General features: G+C 56.8%; 15 protein-coding genes and 1 pseudogene. 9 read left to right on the top strand and 7 right to left on the bottom strand.

Annotation, left to right across the window (positions count from 1 at the left end):
• Positions 1 to 7 precede the first annotated feature (7 nt).
• From K0H80_RS16480 to K0H80_RS16500, 5 genes and pseudogenes are all read left to right on the top strand, one after another.
• The gene (locus K0H80_RS16480; protein ID WP_220043354.1) at positions 8 to 634 is read left to right on the top strand and encodes a SprT family zinc-dependent metalloprotease; all 627 of its coding nucleotides are present in this window, start codon (positions 8 to 10) and stop codon (positions 632 to 634) included.
• Between the two features lie 195 nt (positions 635 to 829).
• A complete protein-coding gene (locus K0H80_RS16485) occupies positions 830 to 1,564 on the top strand; it encodes an endonuclease (protein ID WP_434086655.1) in 735 nt (244 codons plus the stop codon).
• A gap of 3 nt (positions 1,565 to 1,567) precedes the next feature.
• The gene (gene rsmE / locus K0H80_RS16490) at positions 1,568 to 2,299 is read left to right on the top strand and encodes a 16S rRNA (uracil(1498)-N(3))-methyltransferase (protein WP_144204335.1); all 732 of its coding nucleotides are present in this window, start codon (positions 1,568 to 1,570) and stop codon (positions 2,297 to 2,299) included.
• A 38-nt stretch (positions 2,300 to 2,337) separates the two neighbouring features.
• Positions 2,338 to 3,285 (top strand): glutathione synthase, encoded by a 948-nt coding sequence (gene gshB, locus K0H80_RS16495; protein WP_011867021.1) that lies wholly within the window; start codon positions 2,338 to 2,340, stop codon positions 3,283 to 3,285.
• Between the two features lie 12 nt (positions 3,286 to 3,297).
• Positions 3,298 to 4,614: pseudogene (locus K0H80_RS16500) on the top strand (alkaline phosphatase); the annotation flags it as partial.
• A gap of 374 nt (positions 4,615 to 4,988) precedes the next feature.
• Here the strand turns inward: K0H80_RS16500 and K0H80_RS16505 are convergent.
• Genes K0H80_RS16505 through K0H80_RS16515 form a run of 3 tightly spaced genes read right to left on the bottom strand, consistent with a single transcriptional unit; the run spans position 4,989 to position 9,091 of the window.
• Positions 4,989 to 7,466 (bottom strand): putative bifunctional diguanylate cyclase/phosphodiesterase, encoded by a 2,478-nt coding sequence (locus K0H80_RS16505; protein ID WP_220072300.1) that lies wholly within the window; start codon positions 7,464 to 7,466, stop codon positions 4,989 to 4,991.
• Positions 7,467 to 7,470: 4 nt separating this feature from the next.
• The gene (locus tag K0H80_RS16510; protein WP_220072301.1) at positions 7,471 to 8,667 is read right to left on the bottom strand and encodes a hypothetical protein; all 1,197 of its coding nucleotides are present in this window, start codon (positions 8,665 to 8,667) and stop codon (positions 7,471 to 7,473) included.
• Positions 8,651 to 9,091 carry a type 2 periplasmic-binding domain-containing protein gene (locus K0H80_RS16515; protein ID WP_220072302.1) on the bottom strand — a complete coding sequence of 147 codons (441 nt, stop codon included), beginning with the start codon at positions 9,089 to 9,091 and terminating at the stop codon, positions 8,651 to 8,653. The genes K0H80_RS16510 and K0H80_RS16515 overlap by 17 nt, the downstream gene beginning before the upstream one ends.
• Before the next feature lie 182 nt (positions 9,092 to 9,273).
• On the opposite strand from K0H80_RS16515, the gene K0H80_RS16520 reads away from it, so the two are divergent.
• The 3 genes from K0H80_RS16520 to K0H80_RS16530 all read left to right on the top strand — a co-directional run bounded on the left by K0H80_RS16520 (position 9,274) and on the right by K0H80_RS16530 (position 13,374).
• The gene (locus K0H80_RS16520) at positions 9,274 to 10,302 is read left to right on the top strand and encodes a methyltransferase (RefSeq protein WP_220072303.1); all 1,029 of its coding nucleotides are present in this window, start codon (positions 9,274 to 9,276) and stop codon (positions 10,300 to 10,302) included.
• A 185-nt stretch (positions 10,303 to 10,487) separates the two neighbouring features.
• Positions 10,488 to 12,158 carry a flagellar assembly protein A gene (locus tag K0H80_RS16525; protein ID WP_220072304.1) on the top strand — a complete coding sequence of 557 codons (1,671 nt, stop codon included), beginning with the start codon at positions 10,488 to 10,490 and terminating at the stop codon, positions 12,156 to 12,158.
• Between the two features lie 115 nt (positions 12,159 to 12,273).
• Entirely contained in the window at positions 12,274 to 13,374 is a 1,101-nt protein-coding gene (locus K0H80_RS16530) for a site-2 protease family protein (protein WP_220072305.1), read from the top strand.
• Position 13,375: 1 nt separating this feature from the next.
• Here K0H80_RS16530 and K0H80_RS16535 read toward each other — a convergent pair whose 3' ends face one another.
• Positions 13,376 to 13,636 carry a hypothetical protein gene (locus tag K0H80_RS16535; RefSeq protein ID WP_220072306.1) on the bottom strand — a complete coding sequence of 87 codons (261 nt, stop codon included), beginning with the start codon at positions 13,634 to 13,636 and terminating at the stop codon, positions 13,376 to 13,378.
• Between the two features lie 145 nt (positions 13,637 to 13,781).
• Between K0H80_RS16535 and K0H80_RS16540 the strand changes: the two genes are divergently transcribed.
• Positions 13,782 to 14,552: a Crp/Fnr family transcriptional regulator gene (locus K0H80_RS16540; protein WP_220072307.1), complete on the top strand. Its 771-nt coding sequence runs from the start codon at positions 13,782 to 13,784 to the stop codon at positions 14,550 to 14,552.
• Positions 14,553 to 14,657: 105 nt separating this feature from the next.
• On the opposite strand, the gene K0H80_RS16545 is transcribed toward K0H80_RS16540, so the two are convergent.
• From K0H80_RS16545 to K0H80_RS16555, 3 genes are all read right to left on the bottom strand, one after another.
• Positions 14,658 to 15,497, bottom strand: a complete 840-nt coding sequence (locus K0H80_RS16545; protein WP_220072308.1) for a LamG domain-containing protein — start codon at positions 15,495 to 15,497, stop codon at positions 14,658 to 14,660.
• Positions 15,494 to 16,912 carry a sensor histidine kinase gene (locus K0H80_RS16550; RefSeq protein ID WP_220072309.1) on the bottom strand — a complete coding sequence of 473 codons (1,419 nt, stop codon included), beginning with the start codon at positions 16,910 to 16,912 and terminating at the stop codon, positions 15,494 to 15,496. The genes K0H80_RS16545 and K0H80_RS16550 overlap by 4 nt, the downstream gene beginning before the upstream one ends.
• Before the next feature lie 235 nt (positions 16,913 to 17,147).
• A complete protein-coding gene (locus tag K0H80_RS16555; RefSeq protein ID WP_220072310.1) occupies positions 17,148 to 17,573 on the bottom strand; it encodes a hypothetical protein in 426 nt (141 codons plus the stop codon).
• Positions 17,574 to 17,575: the final 2 nt, after the last annotated feature.

The following is a 17,575-nucleotide window of genomic DNA, read 5'->3' on the forward strand; positions in this document are numbered from 1 at the left end:
ACCTTTCATGTTTCGACGATTGCAATCCCTGTTTCACACGCCTACGCCAGAATCATCCAGGCTTAGCTCCAAAGCGTCTAAATCAAGAACGTCTAAATCAAGAACGTCTAGCCCTCCCGCAAATAGTACCGAGCTTAACGAACACCAGCAGCTTATTCTCGAGGCTGTTGAATCTTGCTATCAAAAGGCAGAGGGGCAACTTAAGCGCAACTTTCCCCGCCCCGAGGTGAACTTCAAACTCAGGGGCAAGAGCGCCGGCACCGCCCATCTTCAGCTCAACAAGCTGAGGTTCAACCCTGTGTTGCTGGAGGAAAACCTGGATGAGTTTGTCCAGCAGGTGGTGCCCCACGAGATCTGTCACCTGCTCGCCTATCAGCTCTATGGCCGGGTCAAACCCCATGGCAAGGAGTGGCAGGCCTTGATGGTGAAACTCTATGGCCTCACGCCGAGCACCACCCACAGCCTGAATACCGATTCGGTCGCCGGCCGGACCTTCGACTATCGCTGCCGCTGCGGCGTCGTGCCTCTGAGCATTCGCAGACACAACAAGGTGCAGCGACAAGAGACTCAGTATCGCTGCCGCCGCTGCAAGGAGACCCTCACCCCCTTGGGTGGCATGGGCGGCGAGGCATGATGAATCCGGCTTAACTTGCCTGAACTGAGTCGATTCCCGTAGAATCGGCTTGAATTATGGCGCCATATTCAGCGGTACAAGATGAGTGGGTGCCAACACACGAGTCGCCACCAAGCCGGCCAAATAGAGAGCGCGGCAGAGATAGGCGACAATTTTTATTTTTAGGGAATAGATGTGCTAACTACCTCATTGAGTTTGAGGCCGCTGCTGCGCGGCGCCTTGGCGCTGCTGGCGCTCGGCTTTACCACGGGCGCCCTCGCCTCCCATCCCACCAGTTTTAATCAAGCCAAACAGGTCGCACGCAGCATCTACAGCGAGATACTGCCAGCCAAGAGCTTCTACTGTGGCTGCGACATCAGCATCACAGGTAAGCTGTGGCTGCCCGACTTTGAGCGCTGCGGCTATCAGGTACGTAAACAGGAGAAGCGCGCCAAGCGTATCGAGTGGGAACACATAGTCCCCGCCTGGGAATTTGGCCACCAGCGTCAATGCTGGCAAGAGGGTGGCCGCAAAAACTGCGGCAAGATAGACAAACAGTTTAAGAAAATGGAGAGCGACCTGCATAACCTGGTACCCGCTATCGGTGAGGTCAATGGCGATCGCAGCAACTTCCGCTTCAGCCAATGGAACGCCAAAGCTGAGCAATATGGCCAGTGTGCCATGGTGATCGACTTCAAGGGCAGAAAGGTGGAGCCTCCCAGCCAGACCCGCGGTCAGATAGCCCGCACCTATCTCTATATGCAGCAGGCCTATGGCCTCAAGATCGCCAAAAGTCAGCTAAAACTGTTTCAGGCATGGGATAAAAGCTATCCAGTTGATACTATTGAGTGTCAGAGAGACGCCGCCATCGCGGCCAAACAGGGCAACCACAACCCCTTTGTCCAGGCCCAGTGCCAAAAACGGACAGATACCCAGCGTATCGCGGAGTAATGCATGAGAATTCCAAGGATCTATCAGCCCGGCAACTATGACCTTAACCAGCAGTTGATGCTGGACGAGGAAGCCGCCGGCCATGTCGGGCGCGTATTGCGCATGGGTGCCGGCGAACAGCTCGAGTTGTTCAACGGCGATGGCCACAACTACCTGACCGAGATCGTCGCCGCCAGCAAGAAAAATGTCGAAGTGCGGGTCCTATCCAAGGAGGCGAACGACAACGAGTCGCCCCTCAACCTGCATCTGGGTCAGGTGATCTCCCGCGGCGATCGTATGGACTTCACCCTGCAAAAATCAGTCGAGCTGGGGGTCAATACGATTACCCCGCTATTTTCCGAGCGCTGCGGCGTCAAGCTGACCGGCGAGCGTCTGGAGAAGAAGATCCAGCAGTGGCAGAAGATAGTGATCAGCGCCTGTGAACAGTCTGGTCGCAGCACGGTACCAGAGGTGAGACCGGCGATGCAGCTCGACGACTGGTGCGGCGAAGCTACCCAGGCCCTCAAGCTCAACCTGCACCCCAGGGCCGACCATGGCATCAATGGCCTGGTAATGGAGACTCCCAGGGTGCGTCTGCTGATCGGCCCCGAAGGCGGCCTGTCGCCCCAGGAGATCGCCATGACAGAGACCCATGCCTTCACCGACGTGCTGCTCGGCCCCCGCGTACTGCGCACCGAGACCGCCGCCCTGACGGCCATCAGCGCACTGCAACTTAAGTTTGGCGACCTGAGCTAAAAGGCTCGGCCCTTAGCATTAACAAAAGGAAAGATGAGATGATAAAGCTTGGCATAGTGATGGATCCCATCAGCGACATTAACATCAAGAAAGACTCCAGCTTCGCCATGTTGATGGCGGCGCAGTCGCGCGGCTATCAGCTCTATTATATGGAGATGCAAGATCTGGCCATGGTGAACGGCGTGGCCATGGGTAACATGCGTCGCCTCACGGTGAAGCAAGATCCCCAATCCTGGTACCAACTGGAAGAGGCCGTCGATACGCCGCTTGCAGATCTCGACGTGATCCTGATGCGTAAGGACCCGCCATTCGATACCGAGTTCGTCTACGCCACCTATATGTTGGAGCGCGCCGAGGAGCAAGGCACGCTGATTGTCAACAAGCCCCAGAGCCTGCGCGACGCCAACGAGAAACTGTTTACCGCCTGGTTCAGCGAATTTACTCCAGACACAATCGTGACCCGCGATGCCCAGCGCATCCGCGCCTTCTATCAGGAGAAGGGCGATATCATCCTCAAGCCGCTGGATGGCATGGGCGGCAGCTCTATCTTCCGGGTTAAGGCACAGGATCCTAACCTAGGGGTGATCATCGAGACCCTCACCAACCATGGTCAGCAATATGCCATGGCCCAGGCCTTCATTCCGGATATCACCGCCGGCGACAAGCGCATCCTGGTGGTGGATGGCGTCCCTGTGCCATACAGCCTGGCGCGCATTCCCCAGAAGGGCGAGACCCGGGGTAACCTGGCCGCCGGTGGTCGCGGCGTCGCTCAGCCCCTGTCTGAGAGCGACTGGGCCATCGCCAACGCCATCGGCCCAGAGCTGAAGAAGCGTGGCCTGATCTTCGTCGGCCTGGATGTGATCGGCGACAAGCTCACCGAGATCAACGTCACCAGCCCGACCTGTATCAGAGAGATCGAGGCCGCCTTCGACGTGGATATCACAGGCATGCTGATGGACGCCATCGAGGCCCGTGTTGGTCGTTAATCTGGAGCCAAGATGAAACTAACCCGCTTATGTTCCCTCCTCTGCCTGGGTGCCGCACTGGTATCGGGCAGCCTCTGGGCCGACAACCTGCTCGGCCCGCAGACGGCGCCGAGCCGCCCCAAGAATATCGTCATCATGGTGGGCGATGGCATGGGCCCTGCCTACACCAGCGCCTATCGCTACTATCAGGACAATCCCAACACTCAGGAGATAGAGCAGACGGTATTTGACCGCCTCTTGGTGGGTAACGCCAGCACCTATCCGGCGCCCGTCAGCGGCTATGTCACCGACTCGGCCGCGGCCGCCACCGCCCTGGCCACAGGGGTGAAGACCTATAACGGCGCCGTGTCAGTCGATGTCGACAAGCGCCCCGTCCCCACTCTGCTGGAGCTGGCCAAGAAGCGTGGCATGAGCACAGGCGTGACAGTGACCAGCCAGATCAACCACGCCACCCCGGCCGCCTTCTTAAGCCACAACGAGAGCCGCCGTAACTATGAGGCTCTGGCCCAGAATTACCTGACCACAGATGCCGACGTCATGCTCGGCGGCGGTCAGAAATATTTTTCAGACAAGCTGATCAAGCAGTTCGAGGCCAAGGGGTATCGGGTACTCAAGGATTCAGCACTGCTGGAGGGTGTAACCCAACCTAAGGTGATGGGGCTGTTCGCCGACGTGCAGCTTCCCTGGGCGATCGATGAGCCGGAGGCCAGACGCCTAAGCACCATGACCGCCAAGGCGCTGGAACTACTCTCCCAGAACGACCAAGGCTTCGTGTTATTGGTAGAAGGCAGCCTGATCGACTGGGCCGGCCACAACAACGATATCGCCACCGCCATGGCCGAGATGCATGAATTTGCCAGCGCCATCGAGGTAGTCGAGCAGTATGTGCGTCAGCATCAAGATACTCTCTTAGTCGTCACCGCCGACCATAACACCGGCGGTCTCTCAATCGGCAAACAAGGCGAGTACCGCTGGGACAGCCAGATGCTGCGTCAGATAAGCGCTAGCCCGACACAAATCGCCAAGCAGGCATTGGCCCAGGACGAGTGGCGAAGCGGCGTGAGCGGCGCCCTAGGTTTTACCCCGAGCGATGACGAGTTTAGCGCACTGGATAACGCCAGAATGCAGGGCGAGCAGGTGCTTACCACCCAGCTTAAGAAGCTAATTGACCAGCGCTCCAACACAGGCTGGACCACGGGCGGTCATACGGGAGTGGACGTACAGGTGTTTGCCGCCGGCCCGGCCTCATCCCTGTTTGCCGGCCATCAGGACAACACGGATATCGCCCATAAGCTGATCAGTCTGCTACCTAAAGCGGCTAAAGCTAAGCCAGAAGCTAAGCCTTTAGAATCAAAGTCTGCCAAGCCTGTCGATGCTCTGCCACTAGATGCCGAGCCAGAAGCGGCACAGCAGAAAACTGAGGGGAAGGTTAAAGCTGAGCTTGAAGCTGAAGTTGAAAGCAAGGCCAAGGATCTCATCGACTCACAGGTATTGCCGAAAGAAGATGTAAATCCGGCCGTTGAGGTCAAACCGGCCGCCAGCGACTCTAACGCCAAGAAGATGGAGGCTAAGGAGATGGACGCCAAGCAGGCGCTGCAGCAGGCAGAAGATCTGCTTAGCGAGGGCGCCGAGAGCCAGTCTGCCGCCCCCGTGTCTCAGGTAGACAATCAAGACTAAACGCTACTTTTTACTAGCTTCTCTCGTTAGCTCCCCTGCCTAGCCAACTTAGGCTGGGGAGCCTGGCTGATGGGCCACAGACGAGTCTCCTCTATCTCCTGCAACACCTTAAACACCGACGCCACGTCCAGTGGCCGCGAGAAGTAGTAGCCCTGACCTAGCTCGCAGCGCTGACAGCTGAGGCACTCCGCCTGCTGCTGAGTCTCTATCCCCTCTGCCACCACCTGACGCCCCAGGTTATGGGCCAGCTCGATCACTGTGGTGATGATATGGGCATCGGCCTCACCATCGAGCACATTGGCGGTGAAACAGCGATCTATCTTCAAGAGATCGAAGGGCAACTGCTTGAGATAGCTCAGCGAGGAGTAGCCGGTGCCGAAGTCGTCGATGGCGATCCTCACCCCCAGAGCCTTGAGCGCCGCCATGGCCGCCATGGCCTGCTCTACCTGCTCGATCACGCTCTCCTCGGTCACCTCAAGCAGCAGGGACTGAGCCGAGATCTGCTGCGCCTCCACCTCCTGGCGCACCACGTTAAGCAGATCAGGGGCCAGGAAATGTTTGGCCGACAGGTTGACCGCGATATAGAGCTCGGGCCAGCCAGCCGACTTGAGCTGGGCGACTAACTCCGAGGCTTTGCGGATCACATAGTTGCCCACCTCGATGATCGCCTCGCTATGCTCGATATCGGGAATGAAATCTCCCGGCATGATGAGGCCGCGCTCGGGATGAAACCAGCGGATCAGCGCCTCGAAGCCGCGCAGCCTACCCGAGGGCAGCTCGACTATGGGCTGCAGGAAGAGCACCAGTTGCTCCTCGTTGATGGCCGCGCCTATGCTCTGCTCTATCATTAGGCGGTTATTGGCCTGATGCAGCATCTCCTCGCTGAACACCCGGTAGTTGCTGCGACCGGCACTCTTGGCCTGATACATGGCCAGATCCGCATGCTGAATAAGCTCCTCCGCCCTGAGCTGTGAACTGTTGCAGTAAGCCAGGCCAATACTTGTGGTAACGATCAGCTTGTGACTGCCCAGCACCACGGGATGTTGCAGGGCCGAGAAGATCCTGTGGATCACATTGCTCACCTCCTGCTCGTCGCGCACCTGCCTGAGCAAGATAAGAAACTCATCGCCCCCCTGACGAAACACTGTATCCATCTCGCGCACGCTGTTGGTCAGCCTGGCGGCCACTATCTTGAGCAGCTCATCCCCCTGAATGTGCCCCAGGGTGTCGTTGATCCGCTTAAACTCGTCGAGATCCAGGAACATGAGCACCACACAATCTTCCTCGCTGGCGATACAGGCGATGGCGGTCTGCAGCTCATGGTGCAACATGGCCTTGTTGGGCAGGCCCGTCAGGGTATCCAGCATGGCGAGCCGCTCCAGCTCATGGGTGTACTCGTCCACCTCATTTTCCATCCCCTGCATGTTGTCGGCCAGCTGACGGGTCGCCAGATGGATCAGGTCCACCTCGTCGGGAAACCAGGATGGCTTGCTCGGCAGGCTGGTGCGCACGCTGCCAAAGTCGTGGTCCGCCAACAGGGGCAAGAGGCTGGCGTGGCGCGCCAGGCTTATCACCGGCGACCATGCCACCAACAGCACCAGACCGGCGGCCAAGATAAGCCCTACCAGCAGGGTGCCCACCATCCCCAGCTGGAAGGTAGATAGCATCTGCTGCCACTGTTCCAGACTCATCAACACCACGATCGCCGGGGCGTTTTCCACCTTATCCAGGGGGAAGGACCACACCGCCCAGTGGCTGCCCTGATAGCTATAGATGCCTTCTCCAAGGGAGATCTGCTGCCAGGAGTAACTGTCGGCCATGTGACTCAGCAGGGCGAAGCTGCTGGGGCGGTTGCTGATGCTGTAGAGGTGGCGCCCCCACAGGGGACCTGGCTCGGCGCCGCGAGACTGGGCGCCTAATACCGCCAGCTCGATCGACTTGTCGGTACGAAAGTGGCTGATCACCTCCGTGAGTGCCGACTCGAAGAAGAACAGATGAGGCTTGCTGTTCACCAAGGTCGGCACCAGCACCTGGATCACGCAGTCCTCGACACACACCACCCTGGAGGTGAGTTCGAAAGAGGCCTCGCTCTGCATCAGCCACTGGAGATCGTCCTGAGAGTGTGGCTCGCCCGCGTGGGCCAGTCGTTCACCGTTTAGCTGATACAGGCCGAAGCCCTTGAGATCCCAATAGAGCTGTACGTCGGGCCAGTTCTCGCTCAGCAGTAGCTGATAGCCCTCGGCGCCATCATCGCCCTTGGCATTGGCCACAAACCCAAGCTGCATCGCCGCCTGCAGTGAATGTTCCACCGCCGTGCTCATGGAGAAGGAAAGGCTCTGGGCCAGCTTGTCCCGCTGGGCCTCCAGTAACATCTTCTGCTGGTTCAGTAGCTGCTGGTAGGCCAAGGTACAGATCACCCCACCCACCAGGGTCAAGATCAGAATCACCGCGATAAGGAGTTTCCATTTGATACTCAAGAAGCGATTGGGGTGATTCACTATCATGGGATCACCACTGGAACTTATAGGATATTTCGATGGCAAACAGCGACCAGTCCTTGTCCTGCACCGCCGGATTCGGCAGCAGGATAGGGGTCACCCAAGCGGCGCCGCGTACCTTGTGGTATTCCGCCGCCACCATCCAATCTTTCGCAGGCAGCCAGCGGGTCCCAATGGTCCAGTCGTGGGCGTAGCCGAAGTAGCCGGGCAGCCCTCGTTCGGCCAGCTTGTCGCCATCTGGGTCCTTCTCATCCTGTACCTGATGATCGTAGCGAACAAACACCTCGACATCCCCCGGCAGATAGCCGCGCACATCCAGGTAGTAGCCGTAGCCCCTCACCTCATAGATGCCCAGCTCTGGCGGCACAAACACCCCGCCCACATAGCGATCCCAATGCAGGTATTCGCCGGTAAATTCGAGGAAGTTAATCCGGTACTGGGCCGACACTATCCAGTGTTTGGATCGCAGGCTGCCATCGGCAAAAGGCCCCCCCAGATGGGACTGATAACGACTCTTGGCGTCGAAATAGGTGAGCCCTAGCCTCAGGCTGTCGTCCTGATACTCGAGATCCGCCCCCCAATAGCCATCGGCATCGAAGCGGCCAAACTCCTTCGAGCCCACCACGTTACGGGTCAGGTCGTCAGAGGTTTGTGCATCCCCCAGGGTCAGGTGCCATTCCAGTGAGCCGTCCAGCACAGGATGGCCACCAAACAGCTCGCCGCCTGTGATATGCAGCAGGGCATCGCGAAGATAGTCGCTATAGACAGACTGGGGCAACAAGATCCCCGGCCGGGTAAAGGAGACATCCCGGGTACTGGTGTAGAAGCCGGCCTCACTCTTAAACAGACCGCCCCTGGCCCCCACATAACCCTGATCTAAGATGAACTTATACTCGGCGAACAGATAGTCGGCGGAGAGCCCCGACTCATCCAGGTTCCCCCACTGGCGATAACGGGCGGCGCCCGCCACACGGAAGTGCTCATCCGGCATCCAGGAGAGGTGCAGCGCCGCCTCGGTGACATCGAAAGTGTCTCCCGACTCGCCGACGATAAACTCGCTGCCATCGGCTGAAATATAGCCCTGACCGATAAAGCCATTGACCTGCCATTGATTGCTTTGAGCCTGTGCGGTAAGCGGCAGACAGAGGGCCAGTGGCAAACCTAAGATGCCTGCCAAAAGGATTAAGCGACTAGTGCTCGGCTTCATCTTGTCCTCCTTGACGCTCGATACCTACCTCGACGGCCAGCTCGCCGCCACCGCCAGACACATAGCCTATTGCCCCGGGCGTGCTGGCCACCTTCTCGCGCATCTGCGCCTCGGAATCCAGGGTGACCGGCCGCTCGCCGACGCCGGAAAACACCAGGCGGTCCCAGCGATGACGCAACACATAAGGCATCATTTCCAGCTGTTGATAGCAAAATTCTTCATGTATGGGGGAGTTGCTGGGGAGGACGAAGACCTGGATCTTCTGTCCGTCGGACCAATAGAGCTTCTGCATGGCGAAGATCAGCTTGAGATCTTTCGGAGTGATGTCGGCGATCTCCACAGAGGAGTTGACGATCACCTGAGCGGCGAAAACGTTAGCGCAACAAAGGCCCAGTAGGCACATCCATGTCGACAATCGCCGCATCCTCGCTCCTCTATCTCCTATAGACCTCAGTTATGCGCCAAATCTCACATAACAAAGGATATTTATCCTCTAATGAGATATAGCTTAGGCAAGAATCGGCAAACTGGCATAATAAATGTTACTGATAATATAGTGGCTTGGGCTATAATTGCCGCAAATTCCCCTTTGGCCTGTGGTTGCGCGTGTTATCTAATCCTTCTCAAGTCGTCCTAAGAAATATCGAACTGTTTGAATCAAAGAATGTTTTGCTCATCAATCATGAGTGCGATCTTCTGGCGACGGCCCTGTTGGAAGATGCCGCAAAAGTCACGACTCTGGCCCTGGATTTCAACCATTTTCAGCGCATCAAAAGTCATGAAAATGCCCGTCTGCAGTGCCATTTCGGTCATCAGCTGCCATCGACGCAAACGTTCGATGCCGTGGTGCTCTTCTACCCTAAGTCTAAGAGCCTGGCACCCTACCTGATCAACCTGGCCGGGCGTCATCTGATCCCGGGTGGCGAGCTGGTGATCGTCGGTGAGAAAAAGGGCGGCATCCGCTCTATCACCAAGCAGCTGCCTGACTACTTCGATGGCGGCATCAAGCTAGACAACGCCCGTCACTGCATGCTCTACAGCAGCAGTCTGCAGAGCGAGGCGCCAGAGATCAAACTCAGCGACTGGGTCAAAGACTACGTGCTGAGCACGCCGCAGGGGGAGCTGACCATCTGCAACCTGGTGGGCGTCTTTAGCGAGAAACGACTCGACGAGGGCACAGAGCTGCTGCTTGAGCACCTGCCCACACTTAAGGGGCGCGTGCTCGACTTTGGCTGCGGCGCCGGGGTGATCACCGCCGCCCTGCTCAAGGCCAACCCAGATCTCGAACTCGAGTGCGTCGACATCAACGCCATGGCGCTGGCCTCCTGCGAGCTGACCCTGGCGGCTAACGGCATGCAGGCCAAGGTCTATGCCTCGGACGGCCTGACACAGACCCAGGGCATGTTCGACGCCATCATCTCCAACCCACCGTTTCACGATGGCCTGGACAGCACCACAGAGATAGCGACCCGCTTCGTGCAGGAGAGCGAGGCCCAGCTTAAGTCTGGCGGTATTTTTCAGATAGTGGCCAACCGCCACCTGCCCTACAGTGACACCATAGCCAAATTCTTCAAAACCGTGAATGTGGCTGCCGAGAACAACAAATACAAGATCTACGCCAACCGCAAGGCATAACTCGCTAAAAAAACACTGTTTAATCTGTTGTTTAACGCCGGGTTCACCCGGCTTTTTTCGCACGAGATCTCATTTCAATCATGCGCTTCATCTACATCATAAAATAGGGCTTCATAGGTCAAACTTTATGCTGTTATACTCGGGAGAATACTAACTAAAATAATAATTAACCTGCGGAAATCTCTATGCTGGATCCTGGACTGATAGAACTGAGTAGTGACGGAAACTTAGCCGAATTAAAAGTCATTCCCAATACCCATGGCCCACTGACGGTGGATGCCATTCTCGAACTGCTCACCCTCCCCGAATTTTGCCAGCTTTTCCCCCGTAAGAATGTTATCGAAAAGGCCGTCGCCCAGGTCAACAAGGTCATAGGTCAGGACGATGGTCAGTATGAACTCTTCTTCGAGATCGCCGAGCGCCGCGACGCCGAGATAGCCATTACCCTCAGCGACGACAAGATGAGCGCCGAGATGACGCTCACCGCCCCCTGGGGTGGCAAGTCACTGACGTTGCAAGATATCTTAAGGGCCCTCAAGGCCGAGCAGATAAGCATGGGGCTGAGCAAGGTCAAGATAGAGGCTCTGCTGGCCAAGCTGCCTACTCTGGCGCCCGGCGAGAGTTGCAGCGAGGTTTTCGCCCACGGCAAGCCCGCCATCAATGGCACCAATGCCATCGTCGAGCGTAAGGTGCCGCTGGCGAGGGAGCGTCTGTTGCAGCCCCAGGAGCGCGCAGACGGCACGGTGGACATGCGCAACCTGGGCGAGATCATCATGGTCAAACCCAAAGACAAGTTGATGGTTAAGGTCCCCGCCACCGAAGGCACTAAGGGCTACAACGTTCAGGGTGAGCCGCTGCTGCCGATCGCAGGCAAAGATCTTAAACTCACCGCGGGCACGGGTGCCGAGCTGCTGGAGTCCGACCCCAATGTGTTAGTCGCCACGGTTGCCGGCCAGCCGGTAGAGACCAAGACAGGCATGCAGGTCGATGACGTGCTGCAGATTAAGGACGTGGATATCGGCTACGGCAACGTCGACTTCAAGGGCAGTGTCCTGGTTACCGGCGACGTGCATGAAGGCATGGTGGTCAAGTCCACCGGTGATATTACCGTGATGGGCTTCGTCGACTCGGCCCAGCTGATCGCCGATGGCGATATTACCGTCAGCAAGGGGGTGATCGGCCGCCAGCTCAAGGAAGATCAACTCTCCACCAAGCTGTCGGCCAAGGGGCAGATCTCCGCCCAATTCGTACAATACTCTGAGCTGCAGGCCGAGGGCGACATCCTAGTCACCAAGCAGCTGCTACACAGCCACACCCAGACGGCGGGAAAACTGATCGTCAGTGACGCCAACGGCCGCCGTGGCGACCTGGTGGGCGGCGTGGCCCAGGCCGATAAGGGAGTTAAGGCGGTGATCATAGGCGCCACGGCCGGTACCCGCACCGAGGTGTTCTGCGCCATGAAGTGCGGCGAGCTGAAAGAGGAGCTCAAGCAGCTGGATCACGGGATAAAACATATGGTGGTGGCCAAGCTCAATATCGAGGCCAGCCTCAACAAGCTGCCCCCCAAGGCCGAATGGCAGGACGACGCCCTGATGGTGGAGCAGGTCAAGGGGATGCTGGAAGAGAAGCGCCGCATCACCGAGGAGTGGTCCCGGGAGGAGCAGGAGTTCAACGCCATCAAGCAGGAAGTGGAAAACTATTATCAGGAGTACCGCATCGAGGCCTGCAAGCATATCTTCGCCAACGTCGAGCTACATATCGGCCCGGCCTTTAACCGCACCCAGCGCGAACACGGCCCCTGCATAGTGGTCAACGAAGGCCAGGAGATCAGCTTCGACTATAGCAATCGTAAGTGATCTCAATTGATTAGACGACTAACGAGGCCCGGCAAAATTGTCGGGCCTCTTTTCTTTGCCATGGCTTTACAGGCATAATCCCCGCCAGATAGCGGTAACGGATAACGGAAAACACGTGGAACTACTGAGAATAGACTGTTTAGGCAAAGAGTTGCGCCTCGAAGGCTCGCTGGCCGGTTGGCAACAACTCTTCTGGGACAATCAGCTGGTGTCGGTCAAGGAGGCCAGTGCCGAGAACCAAGGGCTGAGAAACCACGAGTTTGAGTTAAGCCGCCACGACCCGCAGCAAGAGACGGTGCAGAAGATCCCCCTCACCCTGGAGGTGGACCTCATCTGGCAACCCTTCACGCTCAACTATCGCCTGCTGAGCGAAGACGCGGTGCTAAGCGAAGGCTGCCGCAACGCCAAGGATATCGAGCGTCAGACACCGGTCACCCCGGTAAAGGCACCACAGAAACTGAGCCTGGTGGGCCTGGCCTCCTTAGGCTTTAAGCTGCTCAAGAGCGCCAAGGTGATCAAGGTGGTGCTGGCCGGTGCCAGCGTGGCCGCCTACTCCTGGCTCTTCTCCTTCCAGTTTGCCCTGGCGCTGATCGCCTGTCTCATGTTCCACGAGTATGGCCATATTCGCGCCATGAAATATTTCGGCATGAAGACCAAGGGGATCTACCTCATCCCCTTCATGGGTGGCCTGGCGCTCAGCGATGAGAAGATCAACACCCGCTGGCAGGATGTGGTGATCTCCATCATGGGGCCTACCTTCGGCCTCCTGATGTCGATAGCGGCCCTGATCGCCTACTGGATCACAGATAACCCGCTGTTTGCCGGGCTTGCCGCCTTCAACGCCCTGCTGAACCTGTTCAACCTGCTGCCCATATTACCGCTGGATGGCGGTCATATCCTCAAGAGCATCAGCTTCTCCATGAACAGCCTGATGGGGCTGGTCGCCTGTGTGGCCGGCGCCGCCATCGGCGTCTTCATCAGCTATAGCCTGGGGCTGGCGTTGCTGGGCTTCCTGCTGCTGATCGGCAGCCTGGAGATCGTCTTCGAGTGGAAGAGCCGTCACCAGAGCCATCTACTGCCGCTGGACAGATACGGACAGATCTTCTCTACCATCTGGTATCTGCTGACCGTCGGCGCCCTGGTCGCCATCATCTGGTACCTGGCCGGTAGCGGCGATGACATGCTTGGGCTGCCGCTCAAGATACTGCAGAGCTAAGTCATCTACGAAGCTCCCCCTCTATCGCCTCGCCCTCCTTGAAGGGCGGGGCTCCTCGAAGCAGCCTTCCTAAAAAAGCCAGTCCTTCTCTCTCTACAGTCCCATCCCAAACAAGGTGAACAAAAGGTAAATTTTTTTCACATTTTTTCGCCAACTCATCGCCAAGCAGACGATAAAAATATTTATTCAAATAAAACAGATAAATAAACAAACAAAAACTAGCCGTTAATTGACCTTTTTTAGTCAAAAAAACAGCAAACATAGGTATTTTCCGATCCCCGTCTAGGGACATTTGCGGATATTTTTAAAAGTTACAATAACGTTAAAATCGATACATCATCAGAGGATGACCAAGAGCAAATAGATAAAATTTTATTTAAAAACAGATAGTTTTTTTGAGGTGTAACATGATTAAGTCCATATCGACAGGTAGAACACAGCAGGGTAATTTCAGCCCGGTTGAAAAACAGATGTTCGGCGCTGCGTTACTGGCTGAACCCGGCACCTCAAGCCCATTCTCCGATGTACTCAGCATTGCAGAAAGTGGATGTTCAAGCAGTTTGCTGCAGCAACTCACCAGCGTCACCAAGCGTTTTCGCCACCTCAAGGCGGAGCAATATCTGCTGCGCCAACAGGACCAGTTTGACTCGCTGTTTGTGGTCAAGAAGGGCGCCCTCAAGAGCTATCGCCTGACCCCGGAAGGCGAGGAGATAGTGACTGGCTTCTATATGGAAGGCGACGTCATAGGCGCCGGCGGCCTGGGTAACCACAAACACTTCTACTCTGTGGTGGCGCTTGAACCTTCGAGCCTGTATGAGATCCCCTTCGCCAAGTTGTTGCAACAATCTGCCATGGAGCCGATAGTGCAGCAGCTGATGCTCAAGCTACTCAGCCAGGAGATGCAGGCGGATCAGAGCCTGAGACTGATCCAGCTCAAGCAGGTCAAGGCGGCGATCGCCTCGCTGATCCTCAACATCGCCAACCGCCTGACGGCGACCCAGATCACCCTGCCCATGAGCCGGGTGGATATCGCCAACCTGTTGGGAGTTGCCTCGGAGACCGTCTGCCGCGAGTTCACCCGCCTGCAGAAGCAGGGGCTGCTATCGGTCAACCGTAAGCATATCGTGATTAACGATCTTCCCCAGCTGCAGCTGGCGGCGGGCGGAGATTGCTACTAAGCAATCATTCATCAAAAACTAAGGCACCCATCTGGGTGCCTTTCGATGCTTCATTTTAGTTAATTTAAATTGCCTTTCGGGGCTAATTTAAAACGCCTTTCGGCGCTAATTTAGAGTGCCTTTCGGCACTAGGCCATAGATAGCTCTGACATCCTTGGCGGAGAAGATCCGCTCAGACATCACAAACTCATCGATGATCCCGGGGAAACGCGCCTGACCGAAGTTGGGATAGCCGCTGGGGATCCCGCCGATAAAGAAGTCATTCATGATGGAGCCTACCTTGCGATCCAGGGTATCGCTGGCATCCAGCTCACCGTCGATATAGAGGTTGGCCTGATGACCGTCGTGTACCAGGGCGATGTGATACCAGCGATCGTTGCTGAGCACAGTGCGGGAGCGCACCGCCACCTCGGGGGAGAAGCCTGAGGCGTCATAGATAAGCAGCTCAAGATGCCCCTGATTGATCCTCAGCTTGTTGCTCTGCACATCGCCATACCAGCCGCCGAGCAGAGGATAGATATCCTGTTCGTTGATCGCTAAAGGTTTAATCCACATCCCCATGCTGATACCGCCAAAGTCGAAGGTGATCTCCCGCCCTCTGGCCCGCTTCATCTCATCGCTCTTACAACAGATGTCGAACGCCACATAGGCCTGCTCATTGGCGGAGAAATCTATCCCCTGCCCCTTGATGCCGGGTACCCGCTTACCGCCCACCAGAGTGCCTGTCCACACGGAGCTGAAGGTATCGATAACTTCTTGATTCTGCTCTTCGAAAGACATCAAGGATGAGTGGCCATAGATGTTGACCTCCACCACCTTGAGCAGAGGATCCCCCTTACCGGCCCCCGAATCCAGCGGCTCATGCTGCCACAGGGTGATGCCGATGAAGCCGATAAGGATCAGAGACAGGGCGCCGGCGAGTTTGAGCAGAGGCGCATGCTTCATGATACCGGCCCCTGTTCGCTCTGCGGCTTGTTTTCCGATTGTGATTCAGACTCAGCGACCAGCTTGTCCCCCTGGGGTAGCAGCATGGTAAAGTCGCAGCCGCCAAACTCATTGATGCTAAAGAGCAATTCGCCGTTGTGGGCATCGATGATGGTCTTACAGATGGCCAGACCCATGCCCATCCCCTCCTGCTTAGTGGTAAAGAAGGGGGTAAAGATCTCCTTGGCCGCCTCGGCGTCTATACCGCAGCCTCTATCGCGAATGCGTATGCTTACCTTATCGCCACACACCTCGACCCAGATCTCGATAATGCTCTCGGGTGGGCTGGCCTCCATGGCGTTACGCAGCAGGTTAAACAGCACCTGCTGTAACTGCACCAGATCGCCGATAACCGTGAGCCGCTCGTCGGCGAGCCCTTGCACTAGGCTCACCTTATATTGCGACTCAAGAGTCTCCAGCAGATGGCTGGTGCTGGTCAGCAGCGCCTTGACCCCAATCTTGCTGCGACTGCTGGCCTGCTTGCTGATGAACTGACGTATGGTGCGGATCACCTCGCCGGCCCGCAGCGCCTGTTCGGTGATCTTCTCCAGCGCCTTGATCAGTGCCTCAGGCACACGCTCATCGCCCTTGTTACTGCGCAGCGCGGCCTGGGCATAGGTGGCGATGGCCGTCAGCGGCTGGTTGATCTCGTGGGCGATGCTGCTGGCGATCTCCTCCATGCTGGTGACCCTATCCATGTGGGCCAGCTGCTCACGGCTGCTGCGGCTGTCAAATTCCGCCTCTTCCCTAAGCCTTAGCTCCTGCGCCAGCCTGGTCTGCATCTCGTTGAGCGCCGTTACCACAGTATCTAACTCATCCACCTCGCCTCGGCGCGCAGGCATTCTGTCCAGGGTCAGGGCCGGCGCATGGCCGTTAAGGGTTAAGTTGTGGGCGTACTGGCTAATCTTATTCAGATGACGGGTTACCAAGTACTGGAACAGCAGCAGGATAAAGGCGGCGATAAGAAAGGTCTTCACCGCGGTGGCAACCAGGATAAACCAGATCTTCTGTTTGAGGCGCTCATAGAGAGGATCTAGCCCTGCCACCAGATGCAATGTGCCCAGCGGCTCCTTGGCGTTCGCACTTTTCGTGGGATAGAGCAGGAACTTGGTATCTATCACCCTATCGGACATCACCTCACCGGTGCGCTGTAACACGCGATCCCGCGCTATGATGCTGATGCGCTCGATATCCGGCAACTTGACCAGGCCGTCGATCAACAACTGTAGCTGGGCGGGATTATTCTGCTCCAGGTAGTGGGCGATGCCGTCGAGGTGGGAATTTTGCACCTGCTCGATCTGCAGCTCTATCTGGGCCACCTCGTCTTGGTATTCCACATAGAGTTGCAGCGCCGACGACAGGATAGTGATCAGCACACTGAATAGAATAATGTATAAGATTAACCGCTTAGCGGTTCTACCGGTAAATGCGCCCAAATTGAATTTGCTTATCATAATCTGTGATCACTTCCCATAGTGTCATATTGGGGCACACTTCTCCAGCATCGCCGCCAGCGCCCATTGGCCATAGGCACAGGGCCTCGCTCTCGCCACAAGGCTTAATCAAACTGCCCTATCTATCTCTTATCAGGCATCCTCTTTTTTCATGAGCTTATTCTTGTCGCGGTTTGTCGCACTCGGGATTAGATTCACCCGGTTTTAGCTTTTCATTCTTTGCCTGAGGTGTACTCTGATTTGTCTGCTCTGTGGGTTCCGCCTGGCAGGGAACGCTTTCTTGTCCTGGCTGGGCTTGTGCTTCTTTTCCGCTCTTGCTCTTATCGGCCTGCTCGTCGAGCTGCTGCTCGAACGGCAGCCTGTGGTTAGGCACGGTGCGATCCCCTTTTGACTTGTCGGCGGGCTTGTTGTCATTATTGGCGGGCACCATGTCGCTGACCGCTTGCGAGCTGCTCTGGGCCGCACTCTGCTGCACCTTAGGCTTGTTCTTGGCCTTCTCGGCATCGCTGTTGGGTTCGCAGGCCATCGCGCCTCCTAGCAGGGGGAGTGTCAGTAAGATAATTGCCAGATTGTGATTACTCATTG

The sequence above is a fragment of the Shewanella aegiceratis genome, from assembly GCF_019457495.1.
Classification (GTDB): Bacteria; Pseudomonadota; Gammaproteobacteria; order Enterobacterales; family Shewanellaceae; genus Shewanella; species Shewanella loihica.

Bases quoted from the DNA above. Each gene is read 5' to 3' on its own strand.
- K0H80_RS16480 (WP_220043354.1), top strand. From the start codon at position 8: ATGTTTCGACGATTGCAATCCCTGTTTCACACGCCTACGCCAGAATCA.
- rsmE (WP_144204335.1), top strand. From the start codon at position 1,568: ATGAGAATTCCAAGGATCTATCAGCCCGGCAACTATGACCTTAACCAG.
- gshB (WP_011867021.1), top strand. From the start codon at position 2,338: ATGATAAAGCTTGGCATAGTGATGGATCCCATCAGCGACATTAACATC.
- K0H80_RS16505 (WP_220072300.1), bottom strand. From the start codon at position 7,466: ATGATAGTGAATCACCCCAATCGCTTCTTGAGTATCAAATGGAAACTC.
- K0H80_RS16510 (WP_220072301.1), bottom strand. From the start codon at position 8,667: ATGAAGCCGAGCACTAGTCGCTTAATCCTTTTGGCAGGCATCTTAGGT.
- K0H80_RS16515 (WP_220072302.1), bottom strand. From the start codon at position 9,091: ATGCGGCGATTGTCGACATGGATGTGCCTACTGGGCCTTTGTTGCGCT.
- K0H80_RS16525 (WP_220072304.1), top strand. From the start codon at position 10,488: ATGCTGGATCCTGGACTGATAGAACTGAGTAGTGACGGAAACTTAGCC.
- K0H80_RS16535 (WP_220072306.1), bottom strand. From the start codon at position 13,636: ATGTTTGCTGTTTTTTTGACTAAAAAAGGTCAATTAACGGCTAGTTTT.
- K0H80_RS16540 (WP_220072307.1), top strand. From the start codon at position 13,782: ATGATTAAGTCCATATCGACAGGTAGAACACAGCAGGGTAATTTCAGC.
- K0H80_RS16545 (WP_220072308.1), bottom strand. From the start codon at position 15,497: ATGAAGCATGCGCCTCTGCTCAAACTCGCCGGCGCCCTGTCTCTGATC.
- K0H80_RS16555 (WP_220072310.1), bottom strand. From the start codon at position 17,573: ATGAGTAATCACAATCTGGCAATTATCTTACTGACACTCCCCCTGCTA.